This is a genomic window from Pseudomonas sp. 1L-C-7-B-C1, assembly GCF_057291635.1.
The window spans coordinates 101822-120616 of record NZ_JBXAWH010000006.1 but is presented as its reverse complement, the minus strand read 5'-3'; the positions used below and the strand labels follow the sequence as shown (position 1 = coordinate 120616).

General features: G+C 57.5%; 10 protein-coding genes. 6 read left to right on the top strand and 4 right to left on the bottom strand.

All coding sequences use genetic code 11. The features are described from left to right. Positions 1-38: 38 nt before the first annotated feature. Positions 39-1898: an Lnb N-terminal periplasmic domain-containing protein gene (locus tag AC0Z8Z_RS11365; RefSeq protein ID WP_485619170.1), complete on the top strand. Its 1860-nt coding sequence runs from the start codon at positions 39-41 to the stop codon at positions 1896-1898. Positions 1899-2015: 117 nt separating this feature from the next. On the opposite strand, the gene AC0Z8Z_RS11360 is transcribed toward AC0Z8Z_RS11365, so the two are convergent. Continuing rightward, positions 2016-2213: a heavy-metal-associated domain-containing protein gene (locus AC0Z8Z_RS11360; RefSeq protein WP_485619169.1), complete on the bottom strand. Its 198-nt coding sequence runs from the start codon at positions 2211-2213 to the stop codon at positions 2016-2018. A gap of 155 nt (positions 2214-2368) precedes the next feature. Between AC0Z8Z_RS11360 and AC0Z8Z_RS11355 the strand changes: the two genes are divergently transcribed. Next, positions 2369-2749 carry a hypothetical protein gene (locus AC0Z8Z_RS11355; RefSeq protein WP_205484840.1) on the top strand — a complete coding sequence of 127 codons (381 nt, stop codon included), beginning with the start codon at positions 2369-2371 and terminating at the stop codon, positions 2747-2749. Positions 2750-2795: 46 nt separating this feature from the next. On the opposite strand, the gene AC0Z8Z_RS11350 is transcribed toward AC0Z8Z_RS11355, so the two are convergent. The 3 genes from AC0Z8Z_RS11350 to AC0Z8Z_RS11340 all read right to left on the bottom strand — a co-directional run bounded on the left by AC0Z8Z_RS11350 (position 2796) and on the right by AC0Z8Z_RS11340 (position 9095). After that, complete coding sequence (locus tag AC0Z8Z_RS11350; protein WP_122622716.1) at positions 2796-3689, bottom strand: PA4780 family RIO1-like protein kinase; 894 nt, start codon at positions 3687-3689, stop codon at positions 2796-2798. A 291-nt stretch (positions 3690-3980) separates the two neighbouring features. Next, positions 3981-6227, bottom strand: a complete 2247-nt coding sequence (locus tag AC0Z8Z_RS11345) for an autotransporter outer membrane beta-barrel domain-containing protein (RefSeq protein ID WP_485619168.1) — start codon at positions 6225-6227, stop codon at positions 3981-3983. Positions 6228-6401: 174 nt separating this feature from the next. Continuing rightward, complete coding sequence (locus tag AC0Z8Z_RS11340; protein WP_485619167.1) at positions 6402-9095, bottom strand: autotransporter outer membrane beta-barrel domain-containing protein; 2694 nt, start codon at positions 9093-9095, stop codon at positions 6402-6404. Between the two features lie 313 nt (positions 9096-9408). Between AC0Z8Z_RS11340 and AC0Z8Z_RS11335 the strand changes: the two genes are divergently transcribed. The 4 genes from AC0Z8Z_RS11335 (at position 9409) to AC0Z8Z_RS11320 (ending at position 18705) form a co-directional block, all read left to right on the top strand. After that, complete coding sequence (locus AC0Z8Z_RS11335; protein ID WP_485619166.1) at positions 9409-10188, top strand: hypothetical protein; 780 nt, start codon at positions 9409-9411, stop codon at positions 10186-10188. A gap of 20 nt (positions 10189-10208) precedes the next feature. Then, positions 10209-12176 carry a hypothetical protein gene (locus tag AC0Z8Z_RS11330; protein ID WP_485619165.1) on the top strand — a complete coding sequence of 656 codons (1968 nt, stop codon included), beginning with the start codon at positions 10209-10211 and terminating at the stop codon, positions 12174-12176. Between the two features lie 286 nt (positions 12177-12462). After that, entirely contained in the window at positions 12463-15561 is a 3099-nt protein-coding gene (locus AC0Z8Z_RS11325) for a hypothetical protein (protein ID WP_485619164.1), read from the top strand. A gap of 258 nt (positions 15562-15819) precedes the next feature. Next, positions 15820-18705 carry a hypothetical protein gene (locus AC0Z8Z_RS11320; RefSeq protein WP_485619163.1) on the top strand — a complete coding sequence of 962 codons (2886 nt, stop codon included), beginning with the start codon at positions 15820-15822 and terminating at the stop codon, positions 18703-18705. Positions 18706-18795 lie beyond the last annotated feature (90 nt).

The window sequence follows — 18795 nt, the reverse complement described above, 5'->3', positions numbered from 1 at the left end:
GTTCTCCGCCCTGCCCATTTCTGACTAGTTGCCTATCTATGCTCAAACGCCTTGCCTGGCTGGTGCTGTGTGTCTGCGCCCCGCTGTCCGCCGCGCCTCACGTCGACAATGATCGTTTGCAGCAACTGGCCAGTTCCAGGTTCTGGATCTCCATTGGGCACTACGAAGCCGGCAAGCTGGGCGGCTGGCGCAGCTATGTCGATGATCCGAAATTCTTCCTCGCCCAGAACGGCGCTCATGATCCCAAAGCCGAGCTCGCGGCGACGCTTGAGGCGATCTACCGCCCCGTCACCCAGGGCCAGGAAAACGCACACCCGCAATGCGTTTACCCCTCTCGCACGCGATTTTTGCGTGACGAACTGAAGCTGACCGATCTGCCTGCCGTTGACTGCGCAGAATTCAACAAATGGTTTTCCGATGTGGCCCCGGACAGCACGGTGCTGATTTTCCCGGCGGCGTACCTCAACAGCCCGTCCTCCATGTTCGGCCACACGCTGCTGCGCATCGATCAGGCAGACGTGCAGGCCAACAAGACCGCCTTGCTCAGCTACGCGATCAATTTCGGCGCGTACATCGAAGGCTCCGACAACAGCATTCTGTATGCGTGGAAAGGCCTGGCGGGTGGCTACCCCGGGTTGTTCGCGCTGGTGCCGTATCAGGAGAAGCTTTCCGAGTACCGGAGTCTTGAGAATCGGGACCTGTGGGAATACCGCCTCAACCTGACGACGGAAGAGACCCGGCGCATGGTCGAGCACGTGTGGGAACTCAAACAGATTCGCTTCGGGTATTTCTTCTTCGACGAAAACTGTTCCTATCGTCTGCTTGAGCTGCTTCAAGTGGCTCGCCCGAGCCTGGACCTGACGCCGCAGTTTCGTCTCACGGCCATTCCCACGGACACCGTGCGCGCGGTGAAGGAAGCGGGTCTGGTGGAGAAGATCGAGTATCGCCCGTCGAGGGAGCGCGAACTGCTGAGCCGCGCCGAGCCGTTGAATCACGACGAGCAGCAATGGGTTTTGAAGGTCAGTGCGGACCAGAAGCAGATGCAAAGCGCCGAATACACCGCGCTGCCGAAGGAACGTCGCGCATTGATTCAAGACGCGGCCTACAGGCTCGAGCGGTATCGCGCCAACGGCCAGGAACGTGACCCGACCAGCGCACAACGCAGCTATGACCTGCTGCGCGCCATCAGCACCAATCCGCCGCCTGCGCTGGAGATTGAGCGCCCGGGACTGCCGGAGGACGGGCATGAGTCGCGCACCTGGCAACTGGGTGCGGGCACGCGGGATGACAAGGCATTTGCCGAATACGGCCTGCGCATGGCGTATCACGATTTGAACGACAACGCCTACGGTTTCCCGCTGGGTGCGCAGATCGAAATCCTGCAGCTCAAGCTGCGCCAGTATGAAGACAACCATTGGCAGGTGCAGCGGCTCGATCTGGCGACCATCCGCTCGCTGACTCCGCGCAATGAGCTATTGCAGCCGTGGTCATGGCAAGTGGCGGGCGGCCTTGAGCGGGTGCTCGGCAAGCATGGCGACGAGAATCTGGTCAGTCACGTCAACGGCGGCGCGGGCGGCACGTGGAAATTGGGTGATGACGTGCTGGGCTTTGCGATGGGAACGGTGCGGGTGGAGCACAACAACGATTTCTCCGCATTGATTTCGCCGGCGGCGGGTTTTAATACCGGCGTGCTGTGGCGCAATCCGCTGGGTAATTTCAGCCTGGAAACCAAGGGCGATTACTTCACCAACGGTGAGGTGCGACGCAATATCAGCCTTAACCAGCAATGGGAGCTGTCGCGCAACCTCGGCCTGCGGCTCAGCGCGCAGCGGGATTTCAGCCAGCTGACTTCGCCGGTGAATGAGGTGATGCTGGAGCTGAAGTGGTATCACTATTGAGTAGCAGGCGCCTGAATTATTCAATGTGATGCCGGGGGCCTTCCCGGCTGAAGCCGGTCCTACGATGCGCGCGACGGTTCTGTAGGACTGGCTTTAGCCGGGAAGAGGCCAGCCCTGCTATGTGCGCGTCGTGGCGTAACCTTCTTCTTCGATCAATTCCACAATCTGCTCGGCGCCAAGCTGGCTCTGGACTTTCAGCTCGCCTTTGGCCAGATCAACCTGCACCTGTGCCGTGGGGTCTTGCCCCTGGATGGCATTGGTGACGGCTCGCACGCAATGCGCGCAGGTCATGCCTTGGACCTTGAATACCTGCATGTGCTGACTCCTCTTCTCATCGAAAACACGCGATGGCGCTATCTAAGACCTTCCCGTCGGGGCAAGGTCAAGTTTCCGGAGGATCTGCCGGGCTGGCGTTCATCTGCACTCTGCGCCAGAGTGCGACTACAACCGTCATATCAGGAGATTCAGCCATGCGCTGGTCAGCCTTTCGTATTGCAGGTTTTGCCGGCCTGTTGGCGTGCGCATCCTGGGCCCACGCCGATCAGGACTATGGCGTGCTGATCATTTCCCGCGAGCGCCTGGAGGTTTCCACTTCCTGCGAAATCGGAATCTTCATGCAGGACCAATTGGTCGGCCGCCTGTACCAAGAGGAGTCGCGCTCATTCAATCTGCCAGCCGGCGACCTGTCCGTGCGCTTGCGGGTGCTCCCGGGGCAGACGCCGGGCTGCTCGCCGGGCATTGAGGCTCAGAACAACACGCGTCTGCACATCAATGCGGGGGACGTTCTGAAATACCGCATCGCGTCCGGGCCAAACGGGATGTACCTGAAGAAAGCAGATTTGAATTATTAGCGTGCAACGAAAAAACCCGGCCTGAGCCGGGTTTTTTCTGGGTCGATCACTGCATCCAGGGCGGAGGCGGTTCTTCGGTTTTTCCAGGTGGCGCGTCGTCTGCAGCACGTGCTGCCTGACGCCTTGCATCATCCAGCCGTGCCGCTTCAATCTCGCGCAGCACACCCCCAACGTCAGCGTCCTCTTCTGGCTCGTCAAACTCGCCGGTCAGCACTGTTGCGGGCGACAAGGTGCCAGCTTCGTAGTAAGACCACATTTCCCTGGCGTAGCGAGTCTTCTTGAGCTCTGGCGCAAAACGACCAAAGTACGATGCCATGTTGCCGACGTCGCGCTCCAGCATGCTGAATGCGTGGTTGTTCCCCGCAGCGTCCACGGCCTGCGGCAGGTCAATGATGACCGGCCCGGTTGGCGTGAGCAGCACGTTGAACTCGGACAGGTCACCGTGCACCAGACCGGTACACAACATCAGCACGATCTGCTGAATCAGGAACGCGTGGTACTCACGCGCCTGATCCGGCTCCAGCGTCACGTCATTCAGACGCGGCGCCGCATCGCCATACTCGTCGCAGATCATCTCCATGAGCAGTACGCCCTCAAGGAAGTCGTACGGCTTGGGTACTCGCACGCCGGCCCCGGCCAGACGGAACAGCGCCGCCACTTCAGCGTTCTGCCACGCGTCTTCGGTTTCCTTGCGGCCAAACTTCGACCCCTTGGCCATGGCGCGGGCCTGGCGGCTGTTGCGGACCTTGCGGCCCTCCTGGTACTCCGCAGCCTGGCGGAAACTTCGTTTGTTGGCCTCCTTGTAAACCTTCGCGCAGCGAAGCTCTTTGCCGCAGCGCACCACATAAACAGCTGCCTCTTTGCCGCTCATGAGCGGGCGCAGCACCTCGTCGACCAGACCGTCTTCGATCAGGGGTTCAATGCGTTTAGGAGTCTTCATCAGCTTTTATTAGGGGTCCTTCGTTGCCAAACACGCGATTGTTGCTCGTTATACGGCAATCCTCTGCCAGCGAGTAGGGGGTAGGCCGATTGAGTTGAGGGTCGGCCGTTGTCCCGACTGGGTAAAGCAGTTTTTTTGCCGCCCCGAGCCAAGGCGCGCAGAGCGCCGTAAACCTGATGCTGCCCAGACCTGTTTGCAAGTAAAAGAAGGCCGCCCATTGCCAAATTAAACGACGACTAAAAAAGGGGCCATCAGCAGCCCCTTTGTCATTCGGTCATGAGTTGCGTCGCGTCACCAGTTGTAGCGAACGCCGACATTCACCCCCCAAGGCTGCTCAATATTGCTGCCCTTCATGTAGTCCACATCCGCATGCACGGACAGGACGTCCGTCAGTTGCGCCGCGACGCCCGCGCCCAGTTCACCACGGAAACCAGAAAGATCATTATGGAAGCGGTTTCCGTTAATGCTGACCTGATTGCTGCTGACGAACTCATGAGCGGCAGCCACTTTCACGTATGGCTGTACGAACCCGCCCTCGTCGAGCGCAAACTTTCGACCGACATACGTACCCACTTTGCCTAACAGAGAGTCAGCCTGATTGCTGCTGGCCTCCATACCATTGTCCAGCTTGTAGTCCTGGCCACTGACCCACAGTCCCGAAACCTGGGCAAACGGCTCGACAAACCATTCGTCGTTCATCTTGATGTGCTTGCCCGCTTCGACCGAGACACCTACGCCATGATTGGTGTAGTCGCCCTTGGATTTTTCGCCGTCGCGCATCACCACGTCCGATGAATTCTGAAAGCGGTTGGCCTTGATCAGCGCATCGATGTAGAAGCCATCATCAGCCAGCCAAGTGGTGTAGGCGCCAACGTAGTAACTGTCGACCTTGCCGGTGGTGCCTTCCTGCAGGTCCAGGTCGGACTTGCTGTAGCCGCCCATCAAACCCATAAGCCACTGGCCGTTGCTGCTCGGCAGCGGCGCATCGGCACCGAAGGAAAGCCCCTGCTGGTTCTGCCTGTATGCCACGCCACCTCCGGCGGACATGGTGTATTTATTGCCATACGCACGCATCCAGCCGCCACTTGAATCCTCGCCATTGCGCAGTTCGCCCATGCGGCTGCGCAGGGTCGCGGACTCGCCGTACCAGACGGTCGGCGCGGCGCTGAACAGGCCGATCACCGAGCGCGAGCCCGCCGACACTTCTTCGGTTTGCACCAGCGACCAGTCAGCACCGCCGGTAGCGTTTTTCTGTTGCTCCAACTGGTAGGCGTAGGTGCCGAAGTCGACTTTGTCGCCAATCAGCGAAAACTGCGCATCGCCGCTGCCGGTGTGCACGATCTGTTGAGGTGACGCACCTTGGAGTGGATTGATCCCGCTGTTCTGCACCTGTAGCCGATGGGTGCCCGTTGCGCGGCCAGCAACGTTCAGGAAGTCTCCTTGTTGGTCCGCCAGGTCAGTGCCCAAGGCGAATGTACCCGAGCCAGACAACTCGTTAACGCTGAGCGTGTGGAAACCTTCCGTCTTGCCGCGAAGGTCAACCGAGCCACCGTTCAAGTCGAGTTTGCCGACACTGGAATCACCTTCCATCACCCAGCTGGAGGTGTTATCGACTGCGAGCGATGTGGCGTTGGCGATGTTGCCGGTCAGGCTGGCGTTGTTGGAAAGCGTAAAGTGCCCGGTGGATCCCTGCGCGACCTGTACATCGCCAACCAGCTGGCTGTTGTCCACACCGACATAGCCCGTTGCGTCGTTTGTGATTTCCAGCGCAACGCCATTGCCCCCGGACAGCGTGGAATGGTTGCGGATATCCACAAACACGTCCTTGTCGGCGCTCCCTGAATGGGTGATGACAATCGCACTGCCATTGATCCCTGCAATCGTGGAATTATCGACTTCCGTACGTGGCGATACCTCCAGCGCCCCAGTTGCATCAGCCCAGGTGACCAAGCCATTGTTGTCGCCTTGCACCAGACTATTCTGGTTGATCGACGCGTAGGCCCCTGCCACCACCAGACCTGCCCCGCCAGTGACAAAGCCGCTACCGGAACTGCCTGCGTGCCCCTCTACGCGAGAGTTGCTCAGCACCAATGTCGCGCTGTCCGTCACGTTGATGCCGCGATCGATCCCGGACACGAAGCTGTTGCTGACCTGAGCGCTGGAGGCCTGCTCGAAGCCCGACAGGCGGATGCCGAAGCTGCTGGCGCCTGGGTTCGCTGGATTGGCGGAGGCGATGATGACGCTGTCATTGATGACAGCGCTGCTATTGAAAAGCGCAACGGCAGGTGCGCCTGTTGCGGTGATCTTGCCGCCGTCCATCTCGAGCCAGGACTTGTTATCGGCAAAAATGCGGCCAGTCTCACCGCCCGCACTGATCATCAGGCCCGAGGCGTTCAGATTGAACTCGAAGACCCCGCTTCCTTCGCCGATTTCAACGGTCTGCCCGGGCGGAACGGTGATAGGTGCCGCATTGATGTTCATCGATACCCAACTCAACGCCAGTACCGCCCAACCTACTTGCTTCTCTAACCGTTTCATGTGCCTCTCAATCCCGGGAATAATCGAGGGCACATTGGATAGAAAAGGACTACAGAACGAGTTCAGGCATTTCGTCAGCAGTTGTAGGAAGTTTCCCTAAATGACACACACCGTTACTCAAGTAGGCCCCAGCGGCTTCGCTGCTTCAACTCGGAATGCTCACCAAGGAAGTGCTCACCATACGTATCGAAGCCCTACGTTCACGCCCCATGGCTGATCGATATTCTTGCCGGTGCCGTAATCAACATCGGCATGCAATTGCATGACCTCAGTGATTTGCGCTGCAATGCCTGCGCCCAGCTCACCCCTACTCCCGGACAGATCATCGCTGAAGGTGGTGCGATTGACACGCACCTCATTGCTGCGGGCGAACTCATGGGCCAGCGCAACTTTTACGTATGGCTGGACAAAACCGCCCGACTTGATGGGAATATTGCGTCCAACATGAGTGCCGACCTTTCCGAGCAGCGAGTCAGCATTGTTGCTTCTGGCCTGCAGGCCGTTGTCCAGGCTGTAGTCCTCCCCGCTGACCCACAGCGCCGAGGCTTGGCCATAGGGCTCAACGAACCAGCCGTCACCCCAGTCGATATGCTTGCCGACCTCCACCGAGCCACCCACGCCGTGATTGTCATAATTGCCTTTGGCCTTGACCCCGTCGCTCATGCGCACATCGGCCTTGTTCCTGAAGCGGTTGGCCTTGATTATGGCATCGACGTAATAGCCGCTGTCTGACAGCCAGGTGCTGTAGACACCCGCGTAGTAACTGTCGACTTCGCCGTCGGTGCCGAGCCTCATGTCCAGGTCAGAACGGCTGTAACCGCCCAGTACACCGATCAGCCACTTGCCATCACTTTGGACGGCGGTATCGACACCCAGCGAAACCCCCTGCTGGATCTGGCTGTAATGCACCTGATCCTGAGCCGAGACGTTGTATTTGTTGCCATAGCTACGGGCCCAGAAACCACCGCCTTCATTGCCGTTACGCAGCTCGCCCATGCGGCTTCGCAATGTGCTGAGTTCGCCGTACCACACCGTTGGTGCCGCACTGAAGATTCCGATCACCGCCCGGGCACTGGGGCTGATGATCGGGTTGCCGCCCGGGGTTTCTCCGCCACCGCCGGGATCGACCGGAGTTTCGCCGCCTCCACCCGGTTCGCCAGGATCAACCGGAGTTTCGCCGCCTCCACCCGGTTCGCCAGGATCAACCGGAATTTCGCCGCCTCCACCCGGTTCGCCGGGATCGACCGGAATTTCGCCGCCTCCACCCGGTTCGCCAGGATCAACCGGAATTTCGCCGCCTCCACCGGTGTCGGTTCTGGCCTGTGCGAGGTACCAATTGGTCCCGCGCTGTTCCAGCCTATAAACGAAAGTCCCGACGTCCACCTGCCCCCCGACGACCGAGAAGGTGGCAGGGCCGCTGCCGGTGTGTACGACCTGCTGGGCGTAGGTTTCTTCGATTGGATCGACACCCGTATTGCGGATGCTAAGCGCATGGCTGCCGCTTGCCTGCCCGGTGATGTTAACCAGGTCGCTCAGATGGCCTGCCAGATCAGTGCCCATCGCGAACGTGCCGTTGCCTGCCAGCGTCGAGGCATTGAGCGTTCGGAATGCGCCATTGCCACCGCGTAAATTGACGGTGCCTCCGCCCATCGTCAGCGCCCCGACGTTCGAATCGTTGACCATGTCGAAGGTCGAGTTGGTGCCGACCGAGAGGCTTCGCGCGCCCGTCACAGTGCCTGTCAGACGTCCTCCGTTGGTCAACGTCAGGTAGGCAGGGGTCTGGGCATCCTGAACAATGTCACCGGTCATCTGGCTGTTATCGATGTTGAGGCTGCCGATATTGGTCATGGATCCGGTGAAGGACGAGCCCACAGCCATCGAGACAGGCGCGGTGGAGCCTGAAAGCTCGACCAGATTGCCCGCCACACTGCTGGCGTTCATGTCGAGGCTGCTGATGTTGCTCATCGTCCCGGTCAGCGTGGCACCGTTGAGCATCACAATGTCGGCAGTCGAACCGGCAAGGGCCTGGATGTTCCCGGTCAGATCGCTGTCGTCGACCGTAAAGACAGCACCCGTTGTCGAGCCGGCAGGTGACGTCGCAAGCCCAACCTCAAGCAACACGCCGTTACCTGCATTCAGCGTGGAGCCATTAAGCACTTCGATTGCGGCGTTCATGGGCGTAGCGCCGAGATTGCCAACCAGAATGGCACTGCCTGTACCCGAACTCAGCGTAGAGGCGTCGAGCACCAAATGTGGCGCGGTCGTGAATTCGGTATTGGAGAACACACCAGCGCCGCGCGTGCTTCCCGTGGCCTGACTGCCCTCAAGCAAGGCCTCTCCGCCGATGATGGAAATCCCCAGGCCATCCCCCGCAACCGATGCACCGACTGCACCGGTGCCCGTAATTTGAGAGCCGATGACCCTGGCTGTGCTGCCCCCCGAAACATTCAGCCCCCGACCCGCTGCGGTAATACGGCTGTTGGTGACGGTGGCCGTGGAGCCGCGGACGGTGTCGTCGACGCCGCGAACCACGGATAACCCGGTATTTGAGGTGGACACCAGGGTCGAGTCATTGATGACTGCATCGCTTTCGGTCAACACCAGCGCGCGCAACGACGTTGCCGAAACTGATGCGCCATTTAAAGTAACGGAGGAGCCGGCGTTGGTGAAAATATTCAGCGTCTGCCCGCCCGGATTCACAGTCAAACTCGCAGCGTTTAATGTCCAGGATTGTGCCGGTTCGCCAGGCTCAACTGTTGCGGATGTACCCGGCGAAAGCGTGACAGCACTCACCTGCTCACTGGATGTAAGTATTGTAAGTGCCAGCATCAGATTGGCACCTGAGCAGCCAGACTCGCGATAATTCATATTTCCTCCTCCCTGAGTGCAAAGCATTACTCCCATGGGCGCGACTTCGGAACGGTCGTCAGCGTTTTTCCAGCAGCAGTACAACTAACTAAGTTGACCAGGAGCTGACTGTCAAGTTAGAGCCCCCAGGTTAGCGACCCACTCGCCAACTGTTTCGCGATAACCGTTATCGCGAAACACTCTATCCAGGCTAATCAATTACTTAGCGCCGGACTGTCATTATTGACAGTGGCCTGATTCCAAACTTGTCGTTACTGTTAAACCGCTATAACCACTCCGACAATCGCAAATTGGATGACAAGGAGTCACAGCAATGGAGCAGAAAAAGAAGTTTAACTCGCTTAAATCAAGGGCTGATCTTCCGTCCGTGGAAGTCCCTGGCGTTCTCGAAGATGGAAGGGTGCCGGCTGAGATGCTGAACGCTGACCTGGATGTGTTGATACCGACCTTCGCTGGGCTTAAGAAGGACGACACCCTGACGCTGTATATCAACACTGTGCCGTCAGAGACGGTAACGGTGACGGAGTCTCAAGCACAGGACCCCGATTTCAAGGCAGCATTTACGATCAGCCAGGAGAATTACCCTGCCCCGGGTAAGTACTTTGAAGTTTCACTGGACTATGTGTACGTCGACTCTGCAACGCAGGAAAGTAGCCGCTCAGGCGCACCTCTGAAAGTGATATTCGACCGTGAGCCACCCGGAGGCGACTCACTGAGAGCCTTGGACTTCAGTCAAGTAGCGGGAGACGTGATCACCGAAGACGACCTTGTTGAAGGTAATCTGGTCGTCAAAGCTTACGCCTGGTATGGCATGGAAACGGGCGATGTGATCACTGGATGGGCCAGCGATTCCCCGCCGACACCAGAATCGATAGCGCAGTTTCTGATTCCCGACTCTGCAGTAACGGTTGGAGAACCAGGATCACCCTTTCCGCCGGGCAACTCCGTTGAGCTGAAGTTTCCTCGTGCGTCATTCGACGGAACAGGCACTCGCTACTTTGGCTACCAGCTCAAAGATAAATTAAACAACATTTCTGCGCTTTCGCCCTATGTCGAAAAGCCAGTCGATCTGGCACTTACGGACCTCAACTAACTTCCAGGCAGGACATGAACATGACAACCACCTCTGATTATGCACGTGCAATTAGCCCCAATAAGACGCTGGCCGACCTTCCCTCTGTCACGGTTCCGGTAGCAGATCCCGCAACAGGGATTATCAAAATCTCCGAGTTGACCAACGACATCGAAGTTATCGTTCCAAGATCAGACAACATGAGATCCTCTGACTCTATCGTTCTCACGTGGAATAAGGTAGAGGTAAGCGCGCGTCTGGACCTTTCTACAGTCGACTTGACTGACCCAAACCTTACCGAATTTACACTGCTCTTCCTCAAGGCAGAGTTTCCTGTACAGGGAACCGACGTGTTAGTCCCTTTGACGTATTATCTTTTCGATTCGGTATCTGAAGATGGCCAGTATGCACCAATCCCGACAACGGTTCGATTTGATCAACTCGCCCCCGGGGGCGCTCAGCTTCCGCCACTGTACTTTACACCAGCCCAGCAGTCCGGCATCACCGTCGCTGACATTGTTAACGGCGTGCTGCCATTTTGGGTCGATCCGTATTTTGGAAGTGAAACCCGTGACTTCGTAGAGCTGTGGCTTGGCACTGACGAAAACACGGGGGTTTACCTTGCCCCGACGGTCGAGGTCACTGACCCTAAAGGCCGGACCGCCGTCAGCATTTCAGAAACAGACTTGAATGTTACGCCGGATGGCGAAAAATGGTTTGGCTATAGAGCCACGGATTTCGCGGGTAACGTAAGTCAGTTATCCGAGCTGACCATGCTTCCGGTTTATCTGAATCTGCCGACGCTGGACGCACCGATTGTGCCGGAGTATGACGACACCTCCCTGATTACCTACACCGACGCCTATCCCGACGTCGGCGTGGATATCCCTACTTATGATGGCGCCGCCGTCGGCGACACCATTTACGTCATGTGGGGGACCACTACATTAGCGCCCTATACGCTTACGGCCAGCGATGTCGGCAACACTCCGATTCTGACGACGATTCTTGTGCCTTACGCGACCGTTTTGGCCGTCGGCAATGGCGCCAGTATCCCGGTGAGCTACTTCCTCCGGAGAGCAGATGGCCAGCGGGTCGACTCCCCCGCTACCACTGTTGCGGTGAACCTGGAAACACCCGGCGGCACTGACCCGGATCCCGATCCAGAGACCCCTGAGAACGACAACATCAAGCCGCCGGAACTGAATTGCGGATCAAGCCCGGTCAATACCATTCTGCCCGGTGACTTTGGCAAGGACGCAGTCGTCACGATTTATCGAGCCAGGGTTAAGGACAACAACCCCATTTGGAAGGTAGGTGACATCATCCAGTTTTACTATGGCAACATCGGAGATCCGCTGATTCCCGCTGTGCCGGTCACTACTCTCAATGAACCAGCGAATATCACCATCCCTGTTCCTTTTACCGACGTCATCGAGGCCCTAGGCGTGGGGGACATCCCTATCTATTTCACCGTGACCCGACAACTGGACCCGCAAAACGCTGTGACGGTTGAGTCGCCCAGACCGAACGTGGAGGTCACTTCTGCAGGTGAGTTGCCAGGCGATGGGGCACTTGCCCAAGGTGAGTTCCCTGAAGTGAAGGTTGGCACCAACACCATCATCCGCAGGGTGACATGGGACGGCACCACTTTCCAAATCCCGTTGGCCGGGGTCTCAAATATCGAACTCACCAAGTCTCCAAAATTGAGCTACAACTTTGTAGGCCTTGCAAGCGGCGATTCCGAAGTTCCTATTGGCGCCCCTATCGACGGGACGGAACAGGAGGGGGTTGATATCGCCATTACCCAGGCGATGATCACCACCGGATATTTTGAGTTGCTCCTCCCGTGGTCACTGCTTTACAAGATCTGCCGCAATGGGGCGACACTGGACTACTCGCTCAGTAATGATTCCGGGACGGTACAAGCTCCGACCAGATTTGTGCGCATGGCACTTAACCCGGGCGGAGGTACTTGCGAGCTTGATAATCCTCCGGCTCAACCCTAAGCACGTGCAGGGATTGCACTAACAGGTATTGAATCGCTCGATGCATGTCATTGAGCGATTCATAACTTTTCAATAAGAAAAACAGTTTTGCGTAATCGGAATCAGATTTGCTGCATGCTGTTTAGCGACGGAAAGTGGTCATATTCAATAGACCGGGGACAGATCAATTTACGGTGAAGCCTTGTTAATGGATCTGTCCCCATTTCCACGCAGCTTTATCCCAGCCATCGCCTGTCCAAGCGCTTTGAAGGATATCCACCCACTCGCAACATCAAGGACGATCTACATGAACATCAACAATCTCCCCACCCATCCTGCAGGCGGCAAGGCTCTGAATCCGTTGGTGTTCTCATCCATCGATGACTCGCCCAATAACCCGCGCCTCGGTTTGGGGTATGCGCAGTTGTTCGATGAAACCAGACCCGTACCGCTGGTGGCGAAGTTACCCGATGTCACACGCGTCGGCGACAGCATCACCTTGTATTGGGACGACGAGGATATTCAGAACTATTCGCTGGACGCCCTGACCATCGAAAAAGGCTGGCTGAGTTTCTCGGTTGCGCCGTCGTTGATCAAAGACCCGCAGGGCAAGGTGTATTACACGCTGTACGATCACGTTTCCGATAACCTGCAGACATCTGCAACGCGCACTATCGTAGTCAACCGCCAGGTACCCGGCGGGCTGGACCCAGACACCGATACGGTAATCAACGAAGACTTGCTTGCTCTCATCGTCAGGCCTGAGCGAATCGACAACGCCAATACGCCTGTGACGGTGGAAGTACCGATCTGGCGGCACATGGAACCTGGCGACGAGCTGACCGTGATGTGGAACGGCATCCGGGTTCAAGCGGCGCCGCTGAATCAAAAAACCCTGGGGCAACTGCTGCGAAATGTTGCCGGGGCGCGCTCGTTGAAAATACTGGTGCGCTCGTTGAAAACACTGATATTTCAAGGATTTACCCAGCGAATTCGGCGCAGGTCTGGCGCCCCGGCCGCCATCAACGAACCGCAAATCGTACCGATCCCCAAAGACGTGATCGAGCGAGGCGGCAACAGCAAAACCATTCTGGTCAATTACGAGATTCGCGACATCGTCGACAACTACTCGCTGATGTCCAACCCCGCCTACGCTGACGTGGATATCGATCCGGACGCCCTTCCGGCGCCACTGCTGCTGGACAAAGACCCGCTGACCGGCATGATTGACCTTGAAGTGCTGGGCCTGGCGGACGCCCGCGTGAGGGTGCTCACGGCAACTCTTTCGTATGGCAGCAGGGTGACGGTGACGTGGATCGGCAGAACCCCGAATCACCAGTACACCGAAACTTTGCCAACACAAACGGTTGGCATTCCCGGCGTCGAAGACCTGACGTTCACCATCGCCAACGACAAAGTGCTGGACATTGCAGGGGGCTGGCTCAGCGTCAGCTACAAGCTCGGAGACCGGTTCTCCCGAAACGCAGACGCCATGGTCAGCGAGCAAATCGTTCACCTTGCAGTTCCGACCATTCAGGGCGTGACAGGTGATGTGATCGATCTGGCGACAATGACCTCGAATCCGGTGATCGTTCACGCAGCGGCATACCTTGGGCAGGCTGTAGGGGACCGTATTTCGCTGACTTGGGCAGGCATCACTGGCGCTGGCGTACCCATGAACTACAGTGCCGAATACGACGTGCAGGCCGGACAGCAAGGGCGCGAGGTCAGTTTTCAGGTGCTGCGCGAAATTCTCGCACCTCTGGGTGATGGCACGTTAACGCTGACCTATACGGTGACGAAAACCGGCACAGGGTTGACCCTGACCTCACCTTCGACGCTCTGCACCGTCAAGGCCCTTGCCCTGGTTCTGCCTGCGCCCACCGTGCCCGAGGCCAACGGCAATGTCCTTGATCCAATGAACGTGCGTGCCGGAGCAACGTTCGAGGTCAGGTATAACGGCATGATGCCCCAACACGTGATTGTGCCGATTTGGAACGGAATAGCCGATACCATCCCATGGTCGCTGGGTTCTGTGACGGGCATGATTTACGCCATCGTGCCCCCCGCGATGATTGGCGCGGTCATCGGCAAAACTATCGACGTGCTGTATGACGTCTTGCAAGACGATCAAGGATTTGCCTCGGCAGTTCTGAGACTGACGGTGATGCCCATTTCGCAAACGGCCCTTCCCACACCGGTCATCTCCGAAGCTCAAGGCGCTGCCCTCAATGTCACTGATCTTTCTGCTGATGCCCACCTGACCGTGGACGCATGGCCCTACATCGCGACCGGGCAGCGGCTCTGGCTGCGACTGGAAGGGACCGCCGAAAGTGGCGCGGCGCACAACCTCGAACTGCCCGACTGGCAAGGCTATGCGATCACCTCGGACGGACAGCAGAGCACCCGCGTGCCGCTGGACTATCTGACTGCACTCAAAGACGGTTCGCCATTACGACTACTGCTTCACGTCACGTTCGACGGTTCGCTGGATCGACTCAGCGCACAGGCTTTCCCGGTGCAGAGCTACGCCGTGTTGCACAAGCCTGAGGTGGTGGTGCCTGTGATTACCGCGGTGACCACGCCGCAGGGGGCAACCATCCCGGATAACGGCTCTACCACCTCGACCACCTTGATAGTGGCCGGCGCCGCAGGCCCTGGCACTCAGGTCAGGATTTACGACGGCGCGGCGGCCTTGACTGTGGTTAACGTTGACGCTCAGGGACGCTGGACTTACCAGGCATCTGGCCTGGCGGTTTCAAGCCACAGCTTTACGGCCAGGGTGGTGGGCATGGAAGAAGTGGCATCTGACACGTGGGTGGTGCACATCGCCAACGTTCCACTCGTTATCGATACCAGCACACTTGTACTCAGCGGACACCTTGTGCGTTCGGGCCGCACGCCAACGCATCCGCCAGCAGGCACCACGGCCACGCGAGTGGCGACCGGTGGTACTCCGCCTTACCGGTATTCGGTCGACTCGAATGCGGTGGACATCAACATGAACACCGGAACTGTCATTTCCTATCGAAACCGGCAAGGCGTAGTCACCGTTACCGATAGCAAAAACCAGACAGCCCGTTACACGGTCAGCGTTTCCAATGTGCTGGAAATCGACGGGTGGAACGGGCAGCAGGTCTACCGGGACGCGGTCACTAACGCGGCTAACTATGGCGGCCGGGTTCCTACGCTTTATGAATGGCGTGACTTCCGCTCGGCATACGGCGGGGACCCGCAATTGCCTTCCGGCGCCAACGAGCATGCCTGGTCCAGCACCTCTGCCGGAGGGAAATACTATTACACCATCATCCCCAACAATGGCGCCGAGGGTACTCAGCCTAATCAATCATTCATTATCGGCGGCCGCGGCGCGGCGAAGGGTTGGGCCATCGTCGTGCGGTCCTGAGTTGACAGAGGTCGTTAATGGGTCTGGTTTATTTATACCTTTTAAATGAATCAGCCCCTTTATTGAGGAGACGTTTACATCCGTTTAGATCTTTTGTTCATAACTTCAATTTCGATCTGCGATAAGTAACAACACACCGCTGCTTTACCTAACTTATTCCATCGCGCATCAAAAAAGCACTGTCATTTCTGACAGCAGTCAACTCGTCAATCCGCGCTAATACTTAATTCAGAAACACTCCGATCAAGGACGATTCCCATGAAAATAGAAAACCTCACCCGCGCGCCCCGTCAGCCAAACGGCTCGGCTAGCCCCAGAGCAATTAACCCTCTGGTCTTCAGCTCTTTCGATGACACCCCAGACAACCCGCGCCCCGGTCTGGGTTATCAGCAACTGTTCGACCGCACCCGGCCAGTGACGCTGACAGCCAAACTGCCCGACGTCACGCGCGTGGGCGATACCATCAAGCTGTTCTGGGATGATGATGCGGTGCCCGTCCAGACCTACGACCTGGATCAGGCCACCATTGACAAAGGCTGGCTGAGTTTCAGCGTGAGCGTTGACGTCATCAAGGCGCCCGAGGGCAAGGCCTATTACACGCTGTTCGATCATCAAGCCGAGAATCTGCAGACCTCTGACACCCGTACGGTCAAGGTCAATCGCAACGTGCCAGGCGGGCTTGATCCCGACACCGACACCGCGATCAACGAGGCCCTGGCGCCACTGACGGTCAGCCCTTCAACCATCAACAGCCCGGACACCCAGGTGACTGTGACGGTGCAGCCTTGGGCGCACATGGAAGCAGGCGATGAGCTGACCGTGTATTGGAATGGCATCCCGGTCGTCGCCCCGCAACTCACAGCCCCAGCGATAGGGTATCCGCAAACGGTCCTGATTCCCAAGGCGGTGCTTGAAGCAGGCGGCAGCAGTGACCAGTTGATGGTCTATTACGAGATTCGTGACATCGTCGATAATTTCTCTCTGCCCTCGCCACCGACGTATGTGGCCGTGAACGTCGACCGCGATGCACTGGCAGCACCTCGCGTACAGGAAGCGAATCAAGCCACGCTGGTGCTGGACCTCGAAGCGCTGGGCGACGGGGACGGCCATGTGCTTATCCCCGCTTTTATTGGGGATGGCACGCCCTATACGGTCACGCTGGAATGGGTCGGCAAAACCCCGACCACCGAAATCCGGCTCACGCTGGACCCGCAGCCGGTTACCGACCCCGGCTTTGATCACGCCACTTTCGTCATCCCCAACGCTGACCTGAAAGACCTCGCCGGCGGCTCGGCGGTGGTGCGCTACAGTCTGGTTCAGACGGGCGCAACAAAGCTTTCAAAAACCACGAGTATTACCCTCACCGGGTTGCCCGTGCAGCTGGCGGCCCTGGAACTGATCGGAGCAACGGCGGGCGTCATTGATCTTGGCGTCGTGACCGGCGACCCGTTGATCGTCAGTGCCCCGGCGTACGTCGGACAAAAAGCCGGGGACAGGATTTTATTGTCATGGGCCGGCACCAGCGCAACGGGAGTACCGGTCAACTACCCAGACGAGTACACCGTGCAGGTGGGCGAGGAAGCGGAGGAAATTTATTTCGAAGTCCCGCGCCAGAACCTGGAACCTCTGGGCGGCGGCACGCTGCAGTTGAGTTATCAGGTGGTCAGGGCAGGCGGCGGTACGCAGAATTCTCCGGTCACGGAGTACAGCGTCACGGCTGTCGCGTTGGTATTCCCGGCGCCGGTGATTGTGCAGGCACCAGGCGGCGTGTTGAGTCCAATGGATGTGCAGGCTGGAGCGACCTTCCGGGTGACTTACACCGGCATGCGCGACGCCGACATCATCGTGCCCATCTGGAACAAAATCTCCGACACCATTCCGTGGATGGATGGCAAACCTGGTGGCGTTCCCCCGAATACGGTTGAGTCCACTGTTCCGGCTGCGCTGATTGGAGCGGTTATCGGCAAGACGATTGACGTGGTGTACGGCGTGCTCCGGAAGGAGCAGGGGGAGGATATGTGGTATTTCTCCGACGTTTTGAAGCTGACCGTTGACGCGATTCCCCTTGCATCACTGCCAACGCCGCAAATCACCCAGGCATCAAGCGGGTTACTGGACGTTGGGGCGCTGCAAGGCGATGCCGATCTCACGGTGCAGCCGTGGCCGTTTATCGCGGTAGGGCAAAAAATGTGGATGAGGCTTGAAGGCTCGAGCAATCTGGGTTTACCTGCTTGGCAGGAGTATGCGATCACCACAACTAATGCTCAAACGACCAAGGTGCCTCTGACTTTCCTGCAAGGACTTACAGACGGCTCGCAATTGCGGCTGGTACTGGAAGTCTCATTTGATGGAGGGCTGACGCGTCAGGCGTTTCCGGTGCAGAGTTATTCGGTGGTCGCTATACCCGATATTCAACCAGTCATAACCAACGTCGTTGATACCGATGCGGACGAGATCCCAAACAATGGAAGTACGTACAGCACCTCAGTAACCATTTCCGGAAAAGCGTCACCCGACAAGGATGTCGAACTATTCGACGGCGGACGTTCTCTGGGCACTGCCCAGATTAATGCTGCTGGTGATTGGAGCTTATTCATACCTGGGTTAGAAATAAAAAGCTATTCAATCACAGTAAAGGCCCTCTATGGATCACAGCCTATTTCCACACCTCGGGGTTTCACCAGAATAACGGCGCTATATGACTTTACCGACTTTCAGGACACTTTCCGGAACGGGTGGCAAGCCGGCTATGGCGTACCAAGCTCTAATGACTTGAGAATAGGATCACAGGGAACCAACATCTACCTATCCAATGCAACCGAGATAATCAATGCAAACGAAGGAGTAATACTACTCAAACTTATGCGCAACCTAATTATCGGAAAACGTTACCATTTTTCGATACGAGCGCAACGTAACGGAACTCTGGGAAGTGCGCCAACACTCTCATTAGTAACCGCTCAACAAGTGACAGGGGGCCACATATCGGTTACCGGACCCGTGACACTAAGTAACTCATGGGTGGAAATTTCCGGAACGGTTCAGGCATACGCCGAACAACTTTTCTTCATGGTATACAGCCACGTCTATACAGGAGCGGGTAACGACTACAATATGGATGACCTTCTCATTCGATCACTCTGATTTGGTTTAGAACGGCAAAGGCGGCAAAGGGGCAACAAAGGGGTCTGGTTTATTTAAATCCTTAAATACATCAGCCCCCTCACGTTAAGC

Coding starts and splice junctions, on each gene's coding strand:
- AC0Z8Z_RS11365 (WP_485619170.1), top strand. CDS start 39: ATGCTCAAACGCCTTGCCTGGCTGGTGCTGTGTGTCTGCGCCCCGCTG.
- AC0Z8Z_RS11360 (WP_485619169.1), bottom strand. CDS start 2,213: ATGCAGGTATTCAAGGTCCAAGGCATGACCTGCGCGCATTGCGTGCGA.
- AC0Z8Z_RS11355 (WP_205484840.1), top strand. CDS start 2,369: ATGCGCTGGTCAGCCTTTCGTATTGCAGGTTTTGCCGGCCTGTTGGCG.
- AC0Z8Z_RS11350 (WP_122622716.1), bottom strand. CDS start 3,689: ATGAAGACTCCTAAACGCATTGAACCCCTGATCGAAGACGGTCTGGTC.
- AC0Z8Z_RS11345 (WP_485619168.1), bottom strand. CDS start 6,227: ATGAAACGGTTAGAGAAGCAAGTAGGTTGGGCGGTACTGGCGTTGAGT.
- AC0Z8Z_RS11340 (WP_485619167.1), bottom strand. CDS start 9,095: ATGAATTATCGCGAGTCTGGCTGCTCAGGTGCCAATCTGATGCTGGCA.
- AC0Z8Z_RS11335 (WP_485619166.1), top strand. CDS start 9,409: ATGGAGCAGAAAAAGAAGTTTAACTCGCTTAAATCAAGGGCTGATCTT.
- AC0Z8Z_RS11330 (WP_485619165.1), top strand. CDS start 10,209: ATGACAACCACCTCTGATTATGCACGTGCAATTAGCCCCAATAAGACG.
- AC0Z8Z_RS11325 (WP_485619164.1), top strand. CDS start 12,463: ATGAACATCAACAATCTCCCCACCCATCCTGCAGGCGGCAAGGCTCTG.
- AC0Z8Z_RS11320 (WP_485619163.1), top strand. CDS start 15,820: ATGAAAATAGAAAACCTCACCCGCGCGCCCCGTCAGCCAAACGGCTCG.